Origin of the sequence: Flagellimonas ochracea (assembly GCF_009903685.1) — a bacterium.
In the GTDB taxonomy this organism is placed as follows: domain Bacteria; phylum Bacteroidota; class Bacteroidia; order Flavobacteriales; family Flavobacteriaceae; genus Flagellimonas; species Flagellimonas ochracea.
Window position 1 is genome coordinate 566800 of sequence record NZ_JAAABI010000002.1, and the last position, 20695, is coordinate 587494.

16 protein-coding genes are annotated in these 20695 nt (G+C 41.0%); 13 read left to right on the forward strand and 3 right to left on the reverse strand.

The window, feature by feature from the left end; all coding sequences use genetic code 11:
• Positions 1-19 precede the first annotated feature (19 nt).
• From ileS to GTQ34_RS08215, 4 genes are read left to right on the forward strand one after another with little or no spacing between them, the layout of a single operon-like run.
• Positions 20-3421, forward strand: a complete 3402-nt coding sequence (gene ileS, locus GTQ34_RS08200) for an isoleucine--tRNA ligase (protein ID WP_166523285.1) — start codon at positions 20-22, stop codon at positions 3419-3421.
• A gap of 3 nt (positions 3422-3424) precedes the next feature.
• Complete coding sequence (locus tag GTQ34_RS08205) at positions 3425-3808, forward strand: TraR/DksA family transcriptional regulator (protein WP_166523286.1); 384 nt, start codon at positions 3425-3427, stop codon at positions 3806-3808.
• A gap of 27 nt (positions 3809-3835) precedes the next feature.
• Positions 3836-4456 carry a hypothetical protein gene (locus GTQ34_RS08210; RefSeq protein ID WP_166523287.1) on the forward strand — a complete coding sequence of 207 codons (621 nt, stop codon included), beginning with the start codon at positions 3836-3838 and terminating at the stop codon, positions 4454-4456.
• Between the two features lie 32 nt (positions 4457-4488).
• The gene (locus tag GTQ34_RS08215) at positions 4489-5118 is read left to right on the forward strand and encodes a lipoprotein signal peptidase (protein ID WP_166523288.1); all 630 of its coding nucleotides are present in this window, start codon (positions 4489-4491) and stop codon (positions 5116-5118) included.
• On the opposite strand, the gene GTQ34_RS08220 is transcribed toward GTQ34_RS08215, so the two are convergent.
• Positions 5115-5678: a 5-formyltetrahydrofolate cyclo-ligase gene (locus GTQ34_RS08220; RefSeq protein ID WP_166523289.1), complete on the reverse strand. Its 564-nt coding sequence runs from the start codon at positions 5676-5678 to the stop codon at positions 5115-5117. The two genes, GTQ34_RS08215 and GTQ34_RS08220, sit on opposite strands and share 4 nt — an antisense overlap.
• Before the next feature lie 415 nt (positions 5679-6093).
• On the opposite strand from GTQ34_RS08220, the gene uvrC reads away from it, so the two are divergent.
• The 8 genes from uvrC (at position 6094) to GTQ34_RS08260 (ending at position 18417) form a co-directional block, all read left to right on the forward strand.
• Positions 6094-7884, forward strand: a complete 1791-nt coding sequence (gene uvrC / locus GTQ34_RS08225; RefSeq protein WP_166523290.1) for an excinuclease ABC subunit UvrC — start codon at positions 6094-6096, stop codon at positions 7882-7884.
• 10 nt (positions 7885-7894) lie between these two features.
• Entirely contained in the window at positions 7895-10156 is a 2262-nt protein-coding gene (locus GTQ34_RS08230; RefSeq protein ID WP_166523664.1) for a patatin-like phospholipase family protein, read from the forward strand.
• A gap of 310 nt (positions 10157-10466) precedes the next feature.
• Positions 10467-11246 carry a DUF3108 domain-containing protein gene (locus GTQ34_RS08235; RefSeq protein ID WP_166523291.1) on the forward strand — a complete coding sequence of 260 codons (780 nt, stop codon included), beginning with the start codon at positions 10467-10469 and terminating at the stop codon, positions 11244-11246.
• Positions 11247-11252: 6 nt separating this feature from the next.
• Positions 11253-12218, forward strand: coding sequence for a tryptophan 2,3-dioxygenase family protein (locus GTQ34_RS08240; RefSeq protein ID WP_166523292.1), 966 nt, complete (start codon positions 11253-11255; stop codon positions 12216-12218).
• Between the two features lie 6 nt (positions 12219-12224).
• On the forward strand, positions 12225-13505 hold the full coding sequence (locus GTQ34_RS08245; RefSeq protein ID WP_166523293.1) for a peptidoglycan DD-metalloendopeptidase family protein: 1281 nt from the start codon (positions 12225-12227) through the stop codon (positions 13503-13505).
• A gap of 1 nt (position 13506) precedes the next feature.
• Positions 13507-15156 carry a glucose-6-phosphate isomerase gene (gene pgi, locus GTQ34_RS08250; protein WP_166523294.1) on the forward strand — a complete coding sequence of 550 codons (1650 nt, stop codon included), beginning with the start codon at positions 13507-13509 and terminating at the stop codon, positions 15154-15156.
• 152 nt (positions 15157-15308) lie between these two features.
• A complete protein-coding gene (locus tag GTQ34_RS08255) occupies positions 15309-17885 on the forward strand; it encodes a TonB-dependent receptor (protein WP_166523295.1) in 2577 nt (858 codons plus the stop codon).
• 94 nt (positions 17886-17979) lie between these two features.
• Positions 17980-18417: a hypothetical protein gene (locus GTQ34_RS08260; protein ID WP_166523296.1), complete on the forward strand. Its 438-nt coding sequence runs from the start codon at positions 17980-17982 to the stop codon at positions 18415-18417.
• A gap of 8 nt (positions 18418-18425) precedes the next feature.
• On the opposite strand, the gene GTQ34_RS08265 is transcribed toward GTQ34_RS08260, so the two are convergent.
• Complete coding sequence (locus GTQ34_RS08265; RefSeq protein ID WP_166523297.1) at positions 18426-18899, reverse strand: hypothetical protein; 474 nt, start codon at positions 18897-18899, stop codon at positions 18426-18428.
• 134 nt (positions 18900-19033) lie between these two features.
• Between GTQ34_RS08265 and GTQ34_RS08270 the strand changes: the two genes are divergently transcribed.
• Positions 19034-19522, forward strand: a complete 489-nt coding sequence (locus GTQ34_RS08270) for a hypothetical protein (RefSeq protein ID WP_166523298.1) — start codon at positions 19034-19036, stop codon at positions 19520-19522.
• 41 nt (positions 19523-19563) lie between these two features.
• Here the strand turns inward: GTQ34_RS08270 and GTQ34_RS08275 are convergent, their stop codons facing one another.
• Positions 19564-20604 (reverse strand): endonuclease/exonuclease/phosphatase family protein, encoded by a 1041-nt coding sequence (locus tag GTQ34_RS08275; protein ID WP_166523299.1) that lies wholly within the window; start codon positions 20602-20604, stop codon positions 19564-19566.
• Positions 20605-20695 lie beyond the last annotated feature (91 nt).

Consider the following 20695-nt stretch of genomic DNA (forward strand, 5'->3'; position numbering starts at 1 on the left):
AGAAGCAACACTAGTAAATATGAAGTTTGCGGAGTATAAAGGATTGGATTTGCCCAAGGTTTCAGAGGATATACTGAAATTTTGGAAAGACCACGGGATTTTTGAAAAAAGCGTTTCCTTTCGAGAGGGTGGGGAGAGCTATGTGTTTTATGAGGGTCCGCCATCTGCAAATGGGATGCCTGGAATTCACCATGTGATGGCCCGAACCATCAAAGATATCTTTCCTAGGTACAAGACCATGAAGGGCTATCAGGTTAAACGAAAAGCAGGCTGGGACACCCATGGATTGCCCATTGAAATAGGCGTTGAAAAAGAACTTGGAATTACCAAAGAGGATATCGGCAAAAAAATATCGGTAGAGGAGTATAATGCGGCCTGCAAAAAAGCAGTGATGCGGTATACGGATGTCTGGAACGAAATGACCGAAAAAGTTGGTTACTGGGTGGATATGGACGACCCTTACATCACCTACAAACCCAAATACATGGAATCGGTTTGGTGGTTGCTTAAGCAAATTTACGATAAAGGACTGCTGTATAAGGGCTATACCATTCAACCTTATTCGCCCAAGGCAGGTACTGGATTGAGTTCCCATGAACTGAACCAACCCGGGACCTACCAAGATGTGACGGATACCACGGTTACTGCTCAATTTAAAGCAAAAACACAGACCCTCCCCGATTTTTTGAAGGCTGTTGAAGGACATATTTACTTTTTGGCATGGACGACCACTCCGTGGACACTTCCTTCCAATACGGCACTGACAGTAGGCCCAAAAATTAAATACGTTCTGGTTAGGACTTTTAATCAATATACTTTTGAACCGATTTCGGTAGTTCTGGCAAAGAATTTGGTCGGAAAACAATTCGCCGGTAAGTTTATTGCGGTAGAAACCGAAGCTGAATTGAATGCTTTTGAAGAAGGAGATAAAAAAATTCCCTATCTAGTAGGTGAATCTTTTTTTGGGAAGGATTTGATCGGAATCCGATACGAGCAGTTGATAGACTATGTGCAACCCTATCAAAACCCTGAAAATGCATTTAGGGTCATTTCCGGGGATTTCGTGACTACGGAAGATGGAACAGGAATTGTACATACGGCCCCCACCTTTGGTGCGGACGATGCTCTTGTGGCGAAACAGGCAATACCTGAGGTTCCCCCGATGCTTGTTTTGGACGAAAACGATAATCCCGTGCCTTTGGTGGATTTACAGGGCCGTTTTAGACCAGAAATGGGGGAGTTTGGGGGGAAGTATGTCAAAAACGAGTATTACGAAGAAGGACAAGCACCCGAAAAGTCGGTTGATGTTGAGATAGCCATCAAACTGAAAATAGAGAACAAGGCCTTTAAGGTTGAAAAATACGTACACAGCTATCCCAATTGCTGGCGTACTGACAAACCCATTTTGTATTATCCCTTGGATTCATGGTTCATTAAAGTGACTGATGTAAAGGATCGGATGTTTGAGCTGAACCAAACCATCAACTGGAAGCCCAAAGCCACGGGAGAAGGACGTTTTGGAAACTGGTTGTCAAACGCAAACGATTGGAACCTTTCCAGGTCAAGATATTGGGGAATCCCACTTCCCATTTGGCGCACTGATGATGGCAAAGAGGAAATGATTATCGGTTCGGTTGAAGAGTTGAAAAATGCAATGGCGAAAGCGATGGAAGCCGGAGTGTTGGAACAAGATATTTTTTCCGATTTTGTGGTTGGCGATATGAGCGAGGCCAACTATGACAAAATCGATTTGCACAAGAACATTGTTGACCAAATAACTTTAGTGTCACCCTCGGGACAACCCATGAAGCGCGAGACGGATCTTATTGATGTTTGGTTCGATAGTGGGTCCATGCCCTATGCCCAATGGCATTATCCTTTTGAAAATAGGGAATTGATTGACGAGGGCATCGCTTTCCCAGCCAATTTTATTGCCGAAGGGGTGGACCAAACAAGAGGATGGTTCTATACACTGCACGCCATAGCCACCATGGTGTTTGATACGGTATCCTATAAAAATGTGGTTTCAAATGGACTAGTGCTGGACAAGGAGGGCAAGAAAATGTCCAAACGGTTGGGCAACGCCGTAGATCCTTTCAAGGTACTGCCCGAACATGGGGCCGATGCCACGAGATGGTATATGATATCCAATGCCAATCCTTGGGACAACCTGAAGTTTGATGTTGATGGGATTGTCGAGGTAAAAAGAAAGTTCTTTGGGACGCTTTACAACACCTATTCCTTTATGGCGCTTTATGCCAACATAGACGAGTTCACATATAGCGAGGATGAGGTGCCATTAAAGGACAGACCTGAAATCGACCAATGGATTTTGTCCGAATTATATACCCTGATCCAGCATGTGGATGAGGCCTATGCAGATTATGAAGCCACCAAAGCAGCTAGGATGATTTCGGATTTTGTGCAGGAAAACCTGAGCAATTGGTATGTTCGGTTAAGTAGAAGACGGTTCTGGAAAGGAGACTATCAACAAGATAAAATATCGGCCTACCAAACCTTGTATACCTGTTTGGTGACGGTTGCCAAACTCTCTGCACCCATAGCACCGTTCTTTATGGATCAGCTCTATAAAGATTTGGACTCCAACACGCAAAAAGAAGGTTTTGAAAGTGTGCATTTAGCCAAGTTCCCGGCGTTTGATGAAAAGATGGTCAACAAAAAGCTAGAACGCAAGATGCAATTGGCTCAAAGAATAGCATCTCTGGTGCTGTCCATCCGTCAGAAAGAAAAAATTAAAGTGCGTCAGCCTTTGCAGAAGATTATGATTCCTATTTTGGACCATAACCAAAGGGAGGACATCGAGGCCGTATCCGGTTTGATAAAGTCGGAGGTCAATGTGAAAGAGATCGAACTTCTTGATGATGCCTCTGGCATTTTGGTAAAACAAATAAAACCTAACTTTAAGGTTTTAGGGCCAAAACATGGCAAAGATATGAAAGCCATTGCAGGCGCTGTTGCCCAATTAGGGCAGGAAGACATCCAAAAAATTGAAAAGGAGGGCGAATTATTGCTGCAATTGGAAAATAAAAACCTTACTTTAGAGTTAACCGATGTAGAGATCAGTTCCCAAGATATTGAAGGTTGGTTGGTGGCAAGTTCCGGTCCTTTGACAGTCGCTTTGGACGTCACCATTGACGATAACTTAAAAAAAGAAGGAATAGCCAGGGAATTGGTAAATAGGATTCAGAACATTAGGAAAGAATCAGGTTTTGAAGTAACCGATAAAATAGATATTAAAATCTTGAAAGATGGTTTGGTGGAAAGTGCGGTTTCCAGTAACGAAGACTATATTAAAACCGAAACACTGACAGCAGAACTCAACTTTGAGGAAAAATTAGAAGAGGGCATAGCAATTGCCTTTGATGACGTGAATACAAAATTGTTTATCCAAAAGCACTAGAAAATGGCAAATGAATTAAAAGTAAGATACTCGGATAAAGAACTTGCAGAGTTCAGAAAATTGATTGAAGAAAAAATTGAAAAGGCAAAGAGCCACCTGGACTTGTTAAAAAGTTCCTATATGAACGATGGCAATAACGGTACGGATGACACTTCGCCAACCTTTAAAGCGTTTGAAGAAGGTTCCGAGACCATGAGCAAAGAAGCCAATACGCAATTGGCCATACGCCAGGAGAAATTCATCAGGGATTTAAAAAATGCCCTATTGCGCATTGAGAACAAAACATATGGAATATGCCGTGTCACCGGAAAGCTAATCAACAAGGAAAGGTTGAAGTTGGTGCCCCATGCCACGCTGAGCATTGAAGCCAAAAACATGCAGAAATAACAAAACGCCTTAGGGCGTTTTTTGTTTATGAGAGCTCTGTTTTTCCTATTGGGGTTTTTCCTGTTGGGCAGTTTAAATGGTCAAAAGCTAGTGGAGAAAGGCCTGATAGGCCCTCATATAGAATCCATTCATATTAACGCCCATTTCTGTTATCAAATCGAGGTAAATACGCACCAAGGGGACGAGATACAGGTTTTGGCCAATATTGAAGGAGAATATACCAAAGATCTACTGGTAGGCCTCACAGAAAGTGGCAATACAGTTTTTGTTGATGCTGGTTTTCAACCCAATTTCATCAACCCCAATGATAAACTTAGCGCGCACAAGGTAATCTCAATTGCCCTGCAAGTAACACTCCCCGAGTACAAGGAGGTCCATATCTATGGTACAAACAGCAATACGAAAGTTTCAGGGAATTTTAGAAAATTGGAAATAAAAATAGCCGATGGGAGGTGTGTATTGCAAGACGTCATAGAGCATGTAGTTGTAACTACACAAAAAGCGGATATATTTTTAAATATCCCCAAAGGGGATGTCACTGCCAAAAGCCTTTATGGAGAAATACATGAAGAGTTCATACCCACTGGGGATTACCGATACATATTGAACACTGTTGAAGGGAATATCCACCTTAAGAAAACAAAATAATATCCCTACTTTTGCGCAATCTTTTTAAAAGCATGAATTTAAAGAAGTCCTTGTTGATTATCATATTGGTATTGGTGATTGACCAAATCAGTAAAATTTATATCAAGACAAATTTTGTGTTGGGAGAATCCCATGAAGTCTTTAGCTGGTTCAAAATACTATTTATAGAAAATGAAGGTGCCGCCTGGGGGACAAAGCTTAGCGACATTTTACCCATTTCTGAGTCAGCTGGAAAGTTGGTGTTGACGGTTTTTCGGATTTTTGCTGTTTTTGGGATTGCTTATTGGCTATGGGACATTATTAAAAAACAATCCTCAAGAACCTTGATCCTGGCTGTTTCGCTAATATTTGCTGGAGCGTTGGGAAATATTATTGACTCGGTTTTTTATGGGACTTTATTCGATGAAAGCAATGGACAGGTGGCCACCCTATTTTCCAAAGAGCCATATGGTAAGCTGTTTTATGGCAAGGTGGTAGACATGCTATATTTTCCTTTGATCGATACCACTTGGCCAGATTGGGTGCCTTCGTTGGGTGGGAAAAGCTTTCGATTTTTCGAGCCGGTTTTCAATATAGCTGATACGGCCATCAGTACTGGGGTGGGCATATTGATTGTCTTCAACAAAAAAGCGTTTCCAAAGAAGGAAGAAGAAGCCTCCTAGAATTGGTGAACCATATCGGGAGTTATGCAGTAGTCAAGTGCCACATCATTTTCATGTGTGTCAGAAATGGAATCATTCATGGGCTCAAAAAGAGAAAGCCCTACTTTCACTACATTTTTTCTACATTTCCCCAAAAAAGTATCGTAATATCCCTTACCGTATCCAACACGATGTCCGTTACCATCTACGGCCAGTAGAGGAACAAAAACCACATCAATTTTGTTTTCAGGAACTGGAATACCATCCATTGGCTCTGGAATATTCCAGTTATTTTTTTTGAGCACCGTGTTATCTGTCAATAAAAAGTTCACCATGGAATGGGGACCATCAACTTTGGGTACAACTACATTTTTGTCCCTGCCTTGCAAGAGGGTTATCAAAGGAAGCGTATCCACCTCTTTGTTTTCTTCTATGCTCAAAAAAATATGGAAATAAAAAAAATCCCAAATTGGGATTTTGAGTGCATGATTTGCTATTGTAAGACTTGCATTTGAAATGTAGGAATTACTAAACTCCTTTCTCAGCCTCAAATACTTTTTCCTAAGTTCATGCTTCAACATAAATCGTAGAAATGTTTGGGGTGTGTTTCGGAAAAGGCGTATTTACTCCCTGGTCGATACAGAGAAAAAGATTTTGAAAAACAACATCAAAATCAAATACATTCCCAAAACGATAACATAGTTTTCCATAGAATCGTATTTACATGGTTAAATCTAAGTAAAAGAATCGAAAAGTTTACTACGAAATGCGTTTTTTATCGGTGAAATACATCATTTTTAGTAACAGTTTAACATTTTTTCTTATTGTTTGAACACTTTTGAACACGTGGTTGGTTACAACACCACTTTCCAAATTAAACCTATGGTTTATTCTTAAAGTATAAACAGCCAACCACAAACGTAAACGTCAAATCCATCAACTTGAAGACAAGACACTTTGAATTTAAGGTTACCTTTGTTAGGAACGTCTTGTTATATGTCGGAAAAATCTCCAATACAGGTTCAAATAAGTGCATTGCCATCCGGCCCTGGGGTGTACCAGTTTTATGATGTTGATGGTGATATTCTTTATGTTGGAAAAGCAAAAAACCTCAAAAAAAGGGTATCGTCTTACTTCAACAAAAAGCAGGAGTATGGAAAAACCAGGGTCCTGGTAAAAAAAATACGTTCCATAAAGCATATTGTAGTTCCTACTGAGTCGGATGCGTTGCTTTTGGAGAACAATTTAATCAAGAAGTTGCAGCCACGTTATAATGTGATGCTTAAGGATGATAAATCCTATCCATGGATCTGTATAAAGAATGAACGTTTTCCCCGAGTGTTCCCGACGCGCAAATTAATCAATGATGGGTCAGAGTATTTTGGGCCTTATACCAGCATGAAAACTGTTAGGACGCTCTTGGAGCTTGTAAAAAGTCTGTACCCATTGCGAACGTGCAACTACGATCTTTCCGAGGAAAAAATAGCATCTGGGAAGTATAAGGTTTGTCTGGAATATCATTTGGGAAATTGTTTGGGTCCTTGCGAGGGCCTGCAGAGCGAAGCAGAATATCATGGGCAAGTTGAGGATATACGACAGATCATCAAGGGGAATTTTAAAAATTCCCTCCAATCTTTCAAAACCCAGATGAAGGAATTTGCTGCTACCATGAAGTTCGAAAAGGCGCAGCGTATCAAGAACAAAATTGATATTTTGGAGAATTATCAGGCCAAATCAACAGTGGTCAATCCAAAAATTGATAATGTTGATGTTTTTACCATCATTTCGGATGAAACACATGCCTATATCAACTTCTTGCAATTATCGCACGGATCAATCGTAAGGTCACATACCTTGGAAATAAGGAAAAAATTGGATGAAACCGACGAGGAGTTGTTGGCCTTGGCCATAACAGAGATACGACAGCGGTTTAAGTCCCAATCCAAAGAAATATACTTGCAATTTCCCGTGATGGTGGAAGATACCCTAAAGGTTACACTTCCCAAGTTAGGAGATAAGCGAAGGCTTTTGGAGCTCTCTGAGCGCAACGCCCGTTTTTATAGACAGGATCGTTTGAAGCAAATAAGAATTACTGATCCGGATCGGCATACTAAAAGGCTCATGGCCCAGATGAAGGCGGATTTGCGACTTTCTGAAGAACCCACGCATATTGAGTGCTTTGACAATTCCAACATTCAAGGAACCAACCCCGTGGCGGCCTGTGTGGTTTTTAAGAGCGGAAAACCCTCCAAAAAGGATTATAGACATTTCAATATTAAAACGGTGGAAGGTCCAGATGACTTTGCCAGTATGGAAGAAGTAGTTTACAGGAGATACAATCGGCTGTTGAAAGAGGGGGAGCCTTTGCCACAACTTGTTGTAATCGATGGGGGCAAGGGACAATTGTCTTCTGCCTTGAAAAGCCTAAATGCCCTGGACCTAAGAGGAAAGATTGCCATTATAGGCATCGCCAAACGGTTAGAGGAGATTTATTTCCCCGGAGATTCGATACCATTGTATCTGGACAAACGGTCTGAGACCTTAAAGGTTATACAACAGTTACGGAATGAAGCGCATCGATTTGGAATCAATCACCACAGGAAAAAAAGAAGCAAGGGGGCCATTAACTCGGAACTAGAAAATATTGAAGGCATTGGCGAGAAAACGGTGGAACAGCTACTAAAAAATTTTAAGTCCGTAAAACGTGTAAAAGAAGCAACCATTGAGCATCTTGCCGAATCTATTGGAATGGCAAAGGCCAAAAAAATTTATGAAAGATTTCATTGACACTATTGAAATGAGAAAAATACTGGCCTTGATAATAGTTTTGTGCTCCTATGCTTTTGGATGGGCACAAGCCAATGCTGAAGAAAAACCGAAGGTAGGCGTGGTTTTAAGCGGGGGTGGAGCCAAGGGCCTGGCTCATATTGGCGCACTTAAAGTAATCGAAGAGTCGGGAGTAAAAGTTGATTTTATTGGTGGAACCAGCATGGGAGCCATAGTAGGTGCTCTATATGCATCAGGCTATTCCGCCCAAGAATTGGATTCAATTTTTAAAGTGACGGATTTTGCCGGCATGATTCAGGACAATGTTCCAAGGGGCGCTAAAACGTTTTATGAAAAGGAAGATTCCGAGAGGTATGCACTTTCGTTGCCCTTCACTAATTTCAATGTATCGTTTCCACAAGCTATTTCAGGAGGACAGAACATTTACAATGAGTTGGTCCGATTGCTTTTTCATGTGAAGGACGTCCAAGACTTCAAGAAACTGCCAATTCCCTTTTTGTGTATTGCAACCAATGTTGAAACGGGCGAGGAGGTATTGTTGGATGGCGGATATTTACCGGAGGCCATTATGGCCAGTGGTACATTTCCGTCCTTGTTCGAGCCTTCTGAAATAGATGGCAAAATCTTAATCGATGGTGGTGTCGTCAATAATTATCCCATAGACGAAATACGAAACATGGGAGCTGATATTATGATCGGAGTAGACGTTCAGCACGACCTGTCCACTAGGGAATCCTTGTCTTCAGCCACTGAGATTCTGCTGCAGATCAATAATTATAGGACGGTCAACGACATGAAGAAAAAGGCTGAAGAAACGACTATTTACATACGGCCGGACATTGATGAATTTTCGGTAATTGATTTTGATCGTGGCCCGGAAATCATATCCAAAGGAGAGGAAGCAGCCCGTCTTATGAAAGAAAAATTGGAAACGGTGGCCCAAAGTCAAAATATCCAAACGCATCAGAAAACCAGGATTGTACCACAGGACAGTTTGACAATAAACAGATTGGTTGTAAGAGGTAATGATCAGTACACCAGGGGCTATATCAAGGGTAAATTGCGATTTAATCTAGCTGAAAAAATATCCTTTGAGAAATTGAAACAGGGTATGAACAATTTGGCCGCAACCGGGAACTTTAAAGCAATTAGATATGAATTGGTCTCCAATGGATTGGGAACAGACCTGATTCTTAAATTAAAAGAGAATCCGACCAAGATGTTCTTAAAGGTAGCCGCCCATTACGATGATCTCTATAAGAGTTCCGCACTCATCAACCTTACAAAAAAGAATTTTTTGCTAAAGGATGATGTGGCATCCTTTGATTTTATTTTGGGAGACCATATCAGGTATAATATGCAGTACTATTTGGATAAAGGATACTATTGGAGTTTTGGCGTTAATTCCAGTCTAACCAACTTTGATGAAGAAATAGACTATGGGCTTATACGCTCTAACTTTACAGTACCGGATGACCCCAATATAAGGGAAATCAATCTGGACGTAACTGATCTGACCAACCAGATTTACCTCCAAACCGTGCTACGTGAGGAATTTGCATTTACCTTGGGAGCGGAACATAAACTGCTGCGTTACAGTACACGGACCCTGAACCAGACCGGCGAGGATATTTTGGAAACTTCCCTGGCATCTGATGAAGGAAGAACCTTCTTTGAAAATTCCAATTACTTCAGCACCTTTGGAAAGATCACTTTGGATACCTATGACGACAAGTATTTTCCCACAAAAGGGGTTTTGTTTGATAGCGATCTGCATCTGTATCTGTTCTCTTCCGATTTCAACGACAACTTCAAGGAGTTCTCTGTGGGTAAGGCCCGCATGGGAACAGCGTTTCCCTTATTTAATAAAATTATACTGAACTTAGAGACTGAGGGAGGGGTTAAATTTGGCACTTCTGATGTAACTTCCTTTGATTTTATATTAGGAGGTTTTGGAAACGACTTTGTCAACAATTTTATGCCTTTTTTCGGGTATGATTTTTTGAGCCTTACTGGGAATAGCTACGTAAAGGCCTACGGGAGGTTGGACTATAACTTCGCACCCAAAAACCATGCGCTGTTCACCGCCAATTTTGCCAATGTGGATGATGATTTGTTCAGGACAGGGGAATGGTTCAGCGAACCAAATTTTTCGGGTTATGGCATTGGATATGGATTTGAGTCGTTTTTGGGACCTATACAGATATACTATTCTTGGTCACCCGAAACTGACAACAGCAATTTCTTCTTTAGTGTAGGGTATTGGTTCTAAATCTAAACCCCAACTATGTTAATTATTGTCTAAAAATTAAGAATACCATGAAAGTATAGTTAAAGTCCGTTAAAAACTTATTTTCCTACAAAACCATGGTTTATCTTTACATCACATAAGGGGTGGTTCCCTTATAACTTTAAGTATTGGTTTTTCATAATTTAAAGTTTGGTTGGTTATTTAGGAAAAGCCCAGTTTTTAGACTGGGCTTTTTTTGTGTATAATATTTTGGAACAAGTTTTGTTTAAGTAAGTGTAAACTATCAGCCTCAGTTTTTTGATTTAGTAACTTTATACCAATTTTACCACTTATGAAAAAGGCTATTGTCATTTTCAGTTTACTGTTGACCACTTCCATGAGCGCCCAAAAATTTCATCCGGCATTCAAATCGGGAGAGTGGCTGAAGTTTAGGATACACTACGGGTTTCTCAATGCCAGTTATGCAACCCTGCACCTTAGCTCAAAAACCTTGGACGACATACCAGTATACCATGTTGTTGGCAAAGGAAAAACCACCGGGTTTGCCAGCATTTTTTTCAAGGTAGACGACACGTACGAAAGCTATTTTGGAAAGCATGACGGAAAACCATACCGTTTTATCAGAAAAATAGACGAAGGTGGTTATACCAAGGACATTGAAATAGACTTTGATTACAACAACGGCAAGGCCATTTTAAAAGACAAGAAGAACAACAAGAAAATGGACTTTGAGGTACATGATCAGGTGCAAGACCTTTTATCGGCCTCTTATTATATGAGAAGCAACTACAATTTGGATAATTTTGAAAAGGGCCAATCCATAAATATTGATATGTTGTTTGATGATGATGGGGTTTTTCAGTTCAAATTGAAATTTTTGGGCAAAGAAATCATCAGGACCAAGTTTGGAAAAGTAGAATGTCTTAAATTTAGGCCCCTGGTTCAATCGGGTCGTGTATTCAAGGAACAAGAAAGTCTAACCCTCTGGGTTTCCAATGATCTCAACAAAATACCGGTACGCATTAAGGCAGATTTGGCTGTGGGCTCAATAAAAGCTGACTTGGACGCCTTTAATGGTCTTAGGAACCAATTTAAAATAATAATGAGATAAAACTCAATGAAGAACGATGAGCGCATTGCGTCCCAAATCAACAAGCTTGAGGAAAAATACAAAAACTCGGGTCAGGACCTCAGCTCTTATCTCGATGGGCTCCTTTATCAACGTTACCTTACCTACTGGCATTACATACATTTAGATACTCTGTTGAGCATTCAAGTGCCACGTACCTACTTTCCGGATGAAGAAATCTTCATTATGTACCACCAGATTACCGAGCTCTATTTCAAATTGATCCTGCACGAGCAGAAGCAAATTGTGGAGGACCGTTCCCAAGATGTAGAATTTTTTATTGAAAAGGCAAGTAGAATCAACAATTACTTTAAAGCGCTTATTTCCTCTTTCAGCATTATGATCAAGGGCATGCAGCGGGAGCAGTTTCTCCGTTATCGTATGGCGTTGTTGCCAGCTAGTGGATTTCAATCTGTCCAATATAGAATGATAGAGCTTTATGCCACGCCGTTGGAGAATTTGGCACACCATACAGAAAGGGATAGCTTGAGTGCAGAAAACGATATTGAAGAGCTCTACGAATACATATATTGGAAAAAAGGGGCCACTGATTTAAAAACCGGTGAAAAAACCCTGACGCTAAAACAATTTGAAATACGCTATACACCAAGGCTTTTGAGAATAGCCAATCAGGTAAAGAACAGTACAATCTATCACAAGTTCCTTCAATTGCCCGAAAAATCAAGAGAAAATAAAGAACTGATTCAAGCGTTAAAAGATTTGGATATCAATGCCAACGTAAACTGGCCCTTAATGCATTTGGGTTCTGCCTACCGCTATTTGGCCAGTGATAAAAAGGATGTAGAGGCAACTGGGGGCACAAATTGGAAAGAGTATTTGCCACCAAGTTTTCAGAAAATAATATTTTTCCCAACTTTGTACTCTGAAAACGAGCTTGATAGTTGGGGAAAACAATGGGTAGAGCATATTTTTAATCCCACAAAAAAGGAATAACTAGGAATGCGAAAATTTATTGGGGCAATTGTGGTACTGGCAACTCTGGTATCGTGCAAACAAGATAAAGAAGTGGAGGTACAAGAATTGGTTCAGGTTGAACCGATTGAAAGAGTGCCGGTTACGCGCTTCGGATTCAATGTGGAAGAATTCAAAGTGGTTCAAGATACTGTTCGCTGGGGAGACAGTTTCGGAGAATTGATGCTCAAGAACAACGTAGAGTATCCTAAGATTGCCACAATTTCTGAACAGTACAAGGATACTTTTGATGTACGGAAAATAAGAGTGGGTAAACCCTACACCATTTTAAAATCCAAGGACACTTCAGAGGTTGCGGAAATATTCATCTACGAAAACGACAAGGTCAATTTTACCGTGGTCGACCTTCGAGACAGCGTGGTGGCCTACAAGAGCAAACGTAAGGTAAAGTACGTGGAACGCGAGGTAGGAGGCATTATCAATAATAACCTTTCCGAAACCTTGGACAACTTGGGAGTGGACTTTAACATCACCATAGACCTTTCCGAAATTTATGCCTGGACCATTGACTTCTTCCGATTGGAAAAAGGTGATCGTTTCAAGATAATTTATGATGAGAGATTCATTAACGACACTATTTATGCGGGTCACGGGCCAATAAAAGCTGCAATTTTTGAGCATAAAGGAAGACCAATTTATGCGTTTCCTTACGTGACGGATTCCCTTAAAAACATTTTGGATTACTTTGATCAGGACGCCAACAACCTGCGGAGTACATTTCTAAGAGCCCCAATTAAATTTGGGTATAGACTATCATCCAGGTACAATCTTAAACGAAAGATAGCCTATTACGGATACAGAGTAAGGCCCCATAAGGGAACGGATTACGCAGCACCGGTCGGCACTCCGATTATTGCCACTGCTGATGGTACCGTAACCGAATCCACAAGAAGGGGTGGAAACGGAAGATATGTCAAGATCAGGCACAACGGCACCTATAGTACCCAATACCTACACATGAAAAAACAGAAGGTAAAGCGAGGTGAATTTGTACGCCAAGGCGATGTGATAGGATGGGTTGGTATGACGGGCAATACTGGAGGCCCCCATGTTTGCTATAGATTTTGGAAAAACGGAAGGCAAGTTGATCCGCTTCGTGAAAAATTACCTGCCGCCGAACCCATTGTAGATTCCTTACGGGCACAATATATGGACTACATTTCCCCATTAAAGGAACAATTGGATTGCATAGAGTATACTGAACCCGTTTTTGAACCCGAAGAGAACCTAGTAACCCTTAATCCCTAAAATGGCATTTCCCAAGATCAACCCAACATCGACGCCCGCCTGGAAAGAACTAACACAACACTACCAAGAAACCAAAGAAAATCATTTAAGAGAACAATTCAATGCAGATCTTGATAGGGGAACTTCATTTTCATTGTTATGGAATGATTTTTTGTTGGACTATTCAAAGAATAGAATCACAAAAAAAACATTGTCCTTGCTGGGAGAGCTGGCGGAGCAAGTAGGACTGGAAGAAGCAAGAGTAGGCTACTTTAAAGGTGAGTTGATCAACAAAACCGAGGGGAGAGCCGTACTCCATACAGCGCTCAGGGCTAAAAAAGACGATGAAATCTTTCTCGAAGGAAAAAATATTGTTGAAGAAGTATATGCGGTCCGGAAAAAAATAAAACATTTTTCAGAAGCTATAATTTCTGGAGATAGAAAAGGATATACGGGAAAAGCTTTCACCGATGTGGTCAATATTGGTATTGGAGGTTCAGATTTGGGCCCGGTCATGGTCACTGAAGCACTAAAGTTTTATAAGAACCATTTGCGAACACACTTCGTAAGCAATGTGGATGGCGACCATGTGAACGAGGTGCTGAAAGAACTTGACCCAGAAACTACGCTGTTTGTTATCGTCTCCAAATCTTTCACCACGCAAGAAACCCTTAGCAATGCAATGACCATTAAAAAATGGTTTTTGAAAAAAGCTTTGAAAAAAGATGTTGCCGACCATTTTGTGGCAGTTTCCACGAATGAAGAAAAAATTGAAAAATTCGGTATTGCCCAAGAAAATGTTTTCCCAATGTGGGATTGGGTAGGAGGTCGTTTTTCCCTTTGGAGCGCTGTTGGTCTTTCGATTGCGCTATCCGTGGGATATGAAAATTTTGAGGATTTATTGTTGGGGGCGAACGAAATGGATTCACATTTCAAAGAAACACCTTTTTTGGAGAACATGCCGGTTATCATGGCTTTGCTCAGTGTCTGGTACAATAATTTTTATGGTGCGGAGACAGAAGCCCTCATACCATATACCCAATATTTACACCGTTTTCCAGCATATCTACAACAGGGAATGATGGAGAGCAATGGAAAAAGTATGGATCGCGGTGGGAATCGAGTACAGCATCAAACGGGAACTATTGTTTGGGGAGAACCTGGGACGAATTCACAACATGCCTTCTTTCAATTGATTCATCAGGGAACCAAGCTCATCCCGACCGATTTTATTGGTTTTAAAAAGTCATTGTACGGTAATATGGATCACCATAATAAACTTATGGCCAACTTTTTTGCCCAAACCGAGGCTTTAATGAATGGAAAAACCGCGGAAGAAGTAAAAAAGGAACTTGAAAACCAACAACTTTCAGAGGAAGAACTACGATCCCTCTTGCCCTTTAAGATTTTTGAGGGCAACAAACCGACCAATACGCTTTTGATAGAAAAACTTACCCCTAAAAGCCTGGGAGCATTAATAGCGTTATATGAACACAAAATCTTTGTTCAGGGGGTAATTTGGAATATCTTCAGTTACGATCAATGGGGTGTAGAACTAGGCAAGCAGCTTGCCAAAAATATACTTTTGGATATAGAAGATTCCAATATTGGCGATCATGACAGTTCTACTCTAAGCCTTTTACAATTTTTTAAGAAACAGGCTAAGTTTTAGTAAAATTAGACTATTTCTAAATAACTGCTTATCAGCTATTTGAAAGTAAACAGTTGTTAAATTTTTCTTATTTTTTAACTTTAATTTAACATTTGAAAAGGTAAAAAGCAAGATTTTTGCCGAGCAATTCAAAACAATTAAACACTGTTAAAATGAGAAGAATCTACTTGGCTTTTGTAGCGATTTTTGTCTCTGCAATGGCATTTTCACAAGGAACTGTTTCTGGTACCGTAGTGGATGGCGAATTAGGAAGCCCGCTACCCGGGGCCAGCGTGGTGCTTCAGGGCACACAAATAGGTGCTTCCACAGATTTTGATGGGAATTTCTCCCTAGATGTCTCTGGAAGTTCGGGCACATTGGTCGTTTCATACATTGGATACGTGACCAAGACGGTTTCCTTCACTTCATTGGGAAGTGTGGGCAACATTTCACTTGACCCTGATGCCCAACAACTTGAGGGAGTTGTGGTAATTGGCTCAGGTCTTATTGACTTGGCTGAAAAAAGAAGGACACCTGTAGCGGTCTCCACAATTTCGAAGTCCATTATTCAGGAACAAGCTGTCGGAAACGTTGAAGTTCCAGAAATAATAAAAACAACCCCTTCAGCATTCGTTTCTGGTCAAACAGGATTTGGTGATTCACAACTGTTTTTGAGAGGTTTTGACCAAACGAACGTAGCTGTGTTGTTGAACGGTCAGCCCGTAAATGGTATGGAAGATGGAAGAATATTCTGGTCCAACTGGCAAGGTATAGCCGATGTTGCTAATGGAGTTCAGGTTCAGCGGGGATTGGGTTCGTCCCGTCTTGCCATCTCTTCCGTGGGGGGAACCATTAACTTGGTAATGAAATCTGCTGAGAGAGAACAAGGCGGTTTTGCCCGTTTCATGGGAGCCAACGACAGTTATTTCAAAGGAACTGTTTCCTACGATTCTGGAATCAATGAAAAAGGATGGTCTTACTCCGTATTATTGGATCACTGGCAAGCGCATAGAAAATGGGCTTCTGGAACTTTTGGTAGCGGCCAAACATATTTCTTTGCTGTAGGATACAAGCCAAATGATACTCACGCGTTCAACGTGTTGTTGACAGGAGCTCCCCAGCAACACGGTCAGCGTTGGTCACAAAGCAGAGAAACCATCGCGGCTGACCCAAGATTCAACCAACATTGGGGATTCAACGATGGAGAACTGGAGTCTGAAAGAACAAATTACTACCATAAGCCAGTTTTCAACTTCAACTGGGACTGGACCTTGTCAGACAAAACAGAGTTGGCCACCGTAGCATACGCTTCTTGGGGCCGTGGAGGAGGAACTGGTCCAAGAGGCCGTGGAAGAATCAGAACAGCAGACCCTGATGGTGATGGCCCTTTAATCGGACAAATAGATTACGCTGCGATTACAGCTCAAAATACAGCTGCGGGAACTGGTGGCTCTGGCGACGACGTATATATTCGGAGATCATCTGTAAACAATCACCAGTGGTATGGATTGGTTTCCAACTTGAATACAGAACTCAGTGAAACCTTGAACTTTAGTGTAGGTACCGATATTCGTCTTTACACTGGAGATCACTGGCGTCAAGTATCCGATTTGTACGGACTAACTGCTTGGACCGGTGATCGTCCTGATGGTGCCGACGTAACCGAAACTTTCGACCCGAATCCGTGGGCGGCCTTGTTCAACTTTGCCGATGAAGATCAACGTATCGATTACGATTACTCCGAGGATATAAACTATCAGGGGCTTTTCTCCCAAATTGAGTATGCAGATGACAGATTCAGCGCATTCTTCCAAGGAGCTATCTCCAATCAATCGTACCAAAGAAATGGAAGATTTGAAGGTAATAATGGGTTAGGAAAATCAGATAAGCTTTCCAAGTTTGGCTACAATGTAAAATCAGGTGTTGCGTTTGACATGGCACCAGAGCATAAAATATTTGCCAATGTAGGTTACTACTCCAGACAACCATTCTTGGACAATATTTTTGTGGATATCAGAAACTCCAATGAAATTTTTGACAATCCAGAAGTGGATAACGAGGATATCACAGGAATCGAATTTGGATATCAATATCGTAAGAATAATTTCAGGGCCAATTTCAACTTTTACTACACCAACTGGGACAACAGGGTGTTGACGGCAACTGACATTGATGATAACGGTACACCTGATGATGATTCTGATGACATCGAGTTGAACATTTTTGATCGGGGTGTGAATCAAATCCACAGAGGTGCCGAGTTCGATATGGAATATAATGTACCAGGGAAATTTAGAATTTACGGATACCTTTCAGCAGGTAGCTGGGAGTTCAATGGCAGTTCCAATGTAGCTGTATTTAATGATGAAACAGGAGAATTGGTTTCAAGCTCAGAAGGAACAGTCAGAGATGGCGTAAAAGTTCCATTTGCTCCCCAATTTACTGCAGGTTTGAGTGCCAAGTATTTTGTATTGGATGACCTTTCATTTGATGGAAACTTAAACTTCTTTGACAGACTGTGGTTTAGTGACGGTAATTCCGTTCAAACTGAAAACGTAGGATATATTGATTCATATTCTTTGACCGATTTGGGTATGACCTATGACTTTACCTTCGGTGATAGCCGATTGACCTTGAGAGGAAATGTATTCAACGTTTTTGATGAAATTAGAGTACAACAATCCGATCGTTTTGGTTTCTTCAATACAAACGGCATCACCTACAACGTTTCTTTGAAATATAATTTCTAAGCAAACAATACAATTATACAATTCTAAAAACCCGCCAATCGGCGGGTTTTTTTGTCTCTAAAATCACTACTTTTAGGCTTTAAACACGTTACCTATGGAAGTTATCAAAAATCTGCACTCCTATATGGCCTATGTAGTGCTCGCCGTATTGATTTTTGCCGTTTTTAATGCAATTTCAGGTTGGTTGGGTAAAAGGGACTTTACCATGCACAAAGACCTCCGCATCAGCCTATTTGCATTAATATTAAGCCACATTCAACTGCTGATAGGGATACTTTTGTTTTTTATTTCCTCCAATGGCCTTAAGGCTATACAAACCCTTGGCATGGGTGGGCTTAACGCTCCAGCCCGACTTTTGGCCGTGGAGCACCCCTTTACCAATATTGTTGCACTGGCATTGATAACCATCGGATGGTCTCGACACAAGAGATTCATGGAAAGCGATAAAAAATTCAAGACCATTTCCATTTTTTATGGTTTGGGCCTACTCCTGATTTTGAGCCGCATTCCCTGGGGACAGTGGCTTAATTAAAAAAGGGCTTATTTTATTACTTGAACTTGAAAGCGATTCTCATCCAAGTTCTGCACGGGTAAGATTTCGTTGTTGTATTCAATTTCATTGATTTGGTAGAACGTGCCACTACACCCTTGGCTGAGTATACTGAGGTCCATTCGAAGTGTATCAGTTTCGTCATCGCTCAGATCAACGGTCCAAATGTTATTGCTACTGGCGTCTCCAACAACCCCAATTTCAATTTTGTACTGCAAGCTGGGGTCGATAAATGAAGCTTCTCCGGTATAAATAACCGCTGGAAATCGATTACCATTGCGTTCGGTAAAAACTTCATCCAACGAATACGTTCCGTTTTGAATCAAGTTGTTACCATTGACATCCAGAATTTCTACGTAAAGGAATTGAGTTAGTACATCTACCGTAACACCGTCGCAGGGATTATCATCGTCACAAGAGACAAGAACCAAAAGAAAGACCATATAGCAGCTAAATTTATTCATAATCTTTTGTTGTAAGATATCAGAAGTAGTTTTTGGTTGCGCAGTGGGTCGGCTCCAGCATTAGCAGCATTCCTTGAGTTTAATTGTTATTTTTTGTATTTTTTGAAGGACAATCAGCTAAAATAATCACTTTTATGAAAACACTTATTTCACTTTTGTGCATTGGCCTGGCATTTAGCTTCCAATGCGAAGCCCAGCGTATATCCAAGAATGCATTGGGAGTTCGGATTGGGGATGATGATGGTTTCGATTCCCTTGGAGCGGAAATCAGCTACCAAAGGGCCATTTTGGACAATAACCGATTGGAGTTTGATTTAGGATTTCGAGGGGAAAAGGATGTATACGACGCCTTTAAGCTTGTCGGCCTATTTCAGTGGGTCATGCCCTTGGATCGCTCGTTCCATTGGTATGTGGGTGCCGGTGCTGGTATTGGCAGTGTGGATTTTGATAATGGAGGCTCCAATTCGTTTGCACTTCTTGCAGGAAACCTTGGTATCGAATACAACTTCAAGATACCCTTGCTGTTATCGTTGGATGTGCGGCCCGAATTTGGACTGGGCGATGACGGTTATGGCGATGGGTTCGATTTTGACCTTGGGCTCGGGATACGCTATCAGTTCTAGGACAACCGCTTCTGTAGAAATGAAAGAAGCCAGGACCGAATTCAGTCCTTGGCTTCTTTTATTAAATGCATATACACAGGAAAGTGATCGCTATACCCACCAGCATAGCTGCCCCCGGCGTACGTTCTAAGAGGATATCCTTTAAACCTTCCTTTTGGTGTGCGCAGAAAATCTGGGGCATAAATGCCTGCCTTCCAAAAAGAGAGTTGGGACTTCTCTTGGGTAATTAAGTTAGCGGACATGAAAATTTGGTCGAACAGGTTCCATTTATCCCTATAGGCTAACGAACCCATACCCTTTTTATACATTTTTTCCATGGGATTGAATAGGCTGATGCTATCCAAGCCACTTATTTTGCCTTTGGTCTTCAATATTTTTTTTAAACTATCATCCCTGGGGTCATCATTAAGGTCCCCCATGGCTATGATTTTGGCGTTCCAGTTCAGTTTTTGTATCGAATCAATAATACGTTTGTTCAACAAAGCAGCCCGAATTCTATTGGGTTGGCTTTTTGAAGCTCCTCCTCTTCGGGAAGGCCAATGATTCACTATAAAATAAACTTCCTCATGATCCATGGTACCTCCGACGACCAATTGATCTCGGGTGTACTCCCTATTACCCAATTCATCGAACAACAGCAAACGATGACTTTTGAATGATGTAGGGATGTAAGAAGCCCTTTTGTAGAGTAGGGCAACATCAATGCCCCGTTCATCGGGAGAATCAAAATGGATAAAACCGTAATCCTTGTTGATCAAGTTGGGATGTTGAATCAGGTCTTGCACTACAATCCTGTTTTCAACTTCACATAATCCGATAATATCAGGAGAAGTTCCCAAGATTTGTTTTCCAATTTGGGAAAGAACATGTGAGATGTTCTCCACCTTTTGTCGATATCGGTCTTGGTTCCAATGATAACTACCATCAGGAGTTCGATCATCATCAAAAGTCAAGGAATCGTTCTCAGTATCGAAGAGATTTTCAACATTGTAAAAAGCGATGGTTCTTAATGTGTAGGTTTTGGACTTTTGTCCGCTTAGTGAGGTCGATATTAATACGAGTAGGCATATTAATAATCGCATATTATTTTGATTTTGTGCCTAAAATAAGTAATATTGTTTGCTTTTCGCACGTTTCTGAAAAGATATAACCCCGGATTTAGTTTAATTAACC

What these genes read in the sequence shown, in the direction of transcription:
- GTQ34_RS08245 (WP_166523293.1), top strand. Translation starts at nt 12,225, where the DNA reads ATGCGAAAATTTATTGGGGCAATTGTGGTACTGGCAACTCTGGTATCG.
- GTQ34_RS08240 (WP_166523292.1), top strand. Translation starts at nt 11,253, where the DNA reads ATGAAGAACGATGAGCGCATTGCGTCCCAAATCAACAAGCTTGAGGAA.
- GTQ34_RS08215 (WP_166523288.1), top strand. Translation starts at nt 4,489, where the DNA reads ATGAATTTAAAGAAGTCCTTGTTGATTATCATATTGGTATTGGTGATT.
- GTQ34_RS08205 (WP_166523286.1), top strand. Translation starts at nt 3,425, where the DNA reads ATGGCAAATGAATTAAAAGTAAGATACTCGGATAAAGAACTTGCAGAG.
- GTQ34_RS08220 (WP_166523289.1), bottom strand. Translation starts at nt 5,678, where the DNA reads ATGTTGAAGCATGAACTTAGGAAAAAGTATTTGAGGCTGAGAAAGGAG.
- ileS (WP_166523285.1), top strand. Translation starts at nt 20, where the DNA reads ATGAAGTTTGCGGAGTATAAAGGATTGGATTTGCCCAAGGTTTCAGAG.
- GTQ34_RS08260 (WP_166523296.1), top strand. Translation starts at nt 17,980, where the DNA reads ATGGAAGTTATCAAAAATCTGCACTCCTATATGGCCTATGTAGTGCTC.
- GTQ34_RS08270 (WP_166523298.1), top strand. Translation starts at nt 19,034, where the DNA reads ATGAAAACACTTATTTCACTTTTGTGCATTGGCCTGGCATTTAGCTTC.
- GTQ34_RS08255 (WP_166523295.1), top strand. Translation starts at nt 15,309, where the DNA reads ATGAGAAGAATCTACTTGGCTTTTGTAGCGATTTTTGTCTCTGCAATG.
- GTQ34_RS08210 (WP_166523287.1), top strand. Translation starts at nt 3,836, where the DNA reads ATGAGAGCTCTGTTTTTCCTATTGGGGTTTTTCCTGTTGGGCAGTTTA.
- GTQ34_RS08235 (WP_166523291.1), top strand. Translation starts at nt 10,467, where the DNA reads ATGAAAAAGGCTATTGTCATTTTCAGTTTACTGTTGACCACTTCCATG.
- GTQ34_RS08230 (WP_166523664.1), top strand. Translation starts at nt 7,895, where the DNA reads ATGAGAAAAATACTGGCCTTGATAATAGTTTTGTGCTCCTATGCTTTT.
- uvrC (WP_166523290.1), top strand. Translation starts at nt 6,094, where the DNA reads ATGTCGGAAAAATCTCCAATACAGGTTCAAATAAGTGCATTGCCATCC.
- GTQ34_RS08265 (WP_166523297.1), bottom strand. Translation starts at nt 18,899, where the DNA reads ATGAATAAATTTAGCTGCTATATGGTCTTTCTTTTGGTTCTTGTCTCT.
- pgi (WP_166523294.1), top strand. Translation starts at nt 13,507, where the DNA reads ATGGCATTTCCCAAGATCAACCCAACATCGACGCCCGCCTGGAAAGAA.
- GTQ34_RS08275 (WP_166523299.1), bottom strand. Translation starts at nt 20,604, where the DNA reads ATGCGATTATTAATATGCCTACTCGTATTAATATCGACCTCACTAAGC.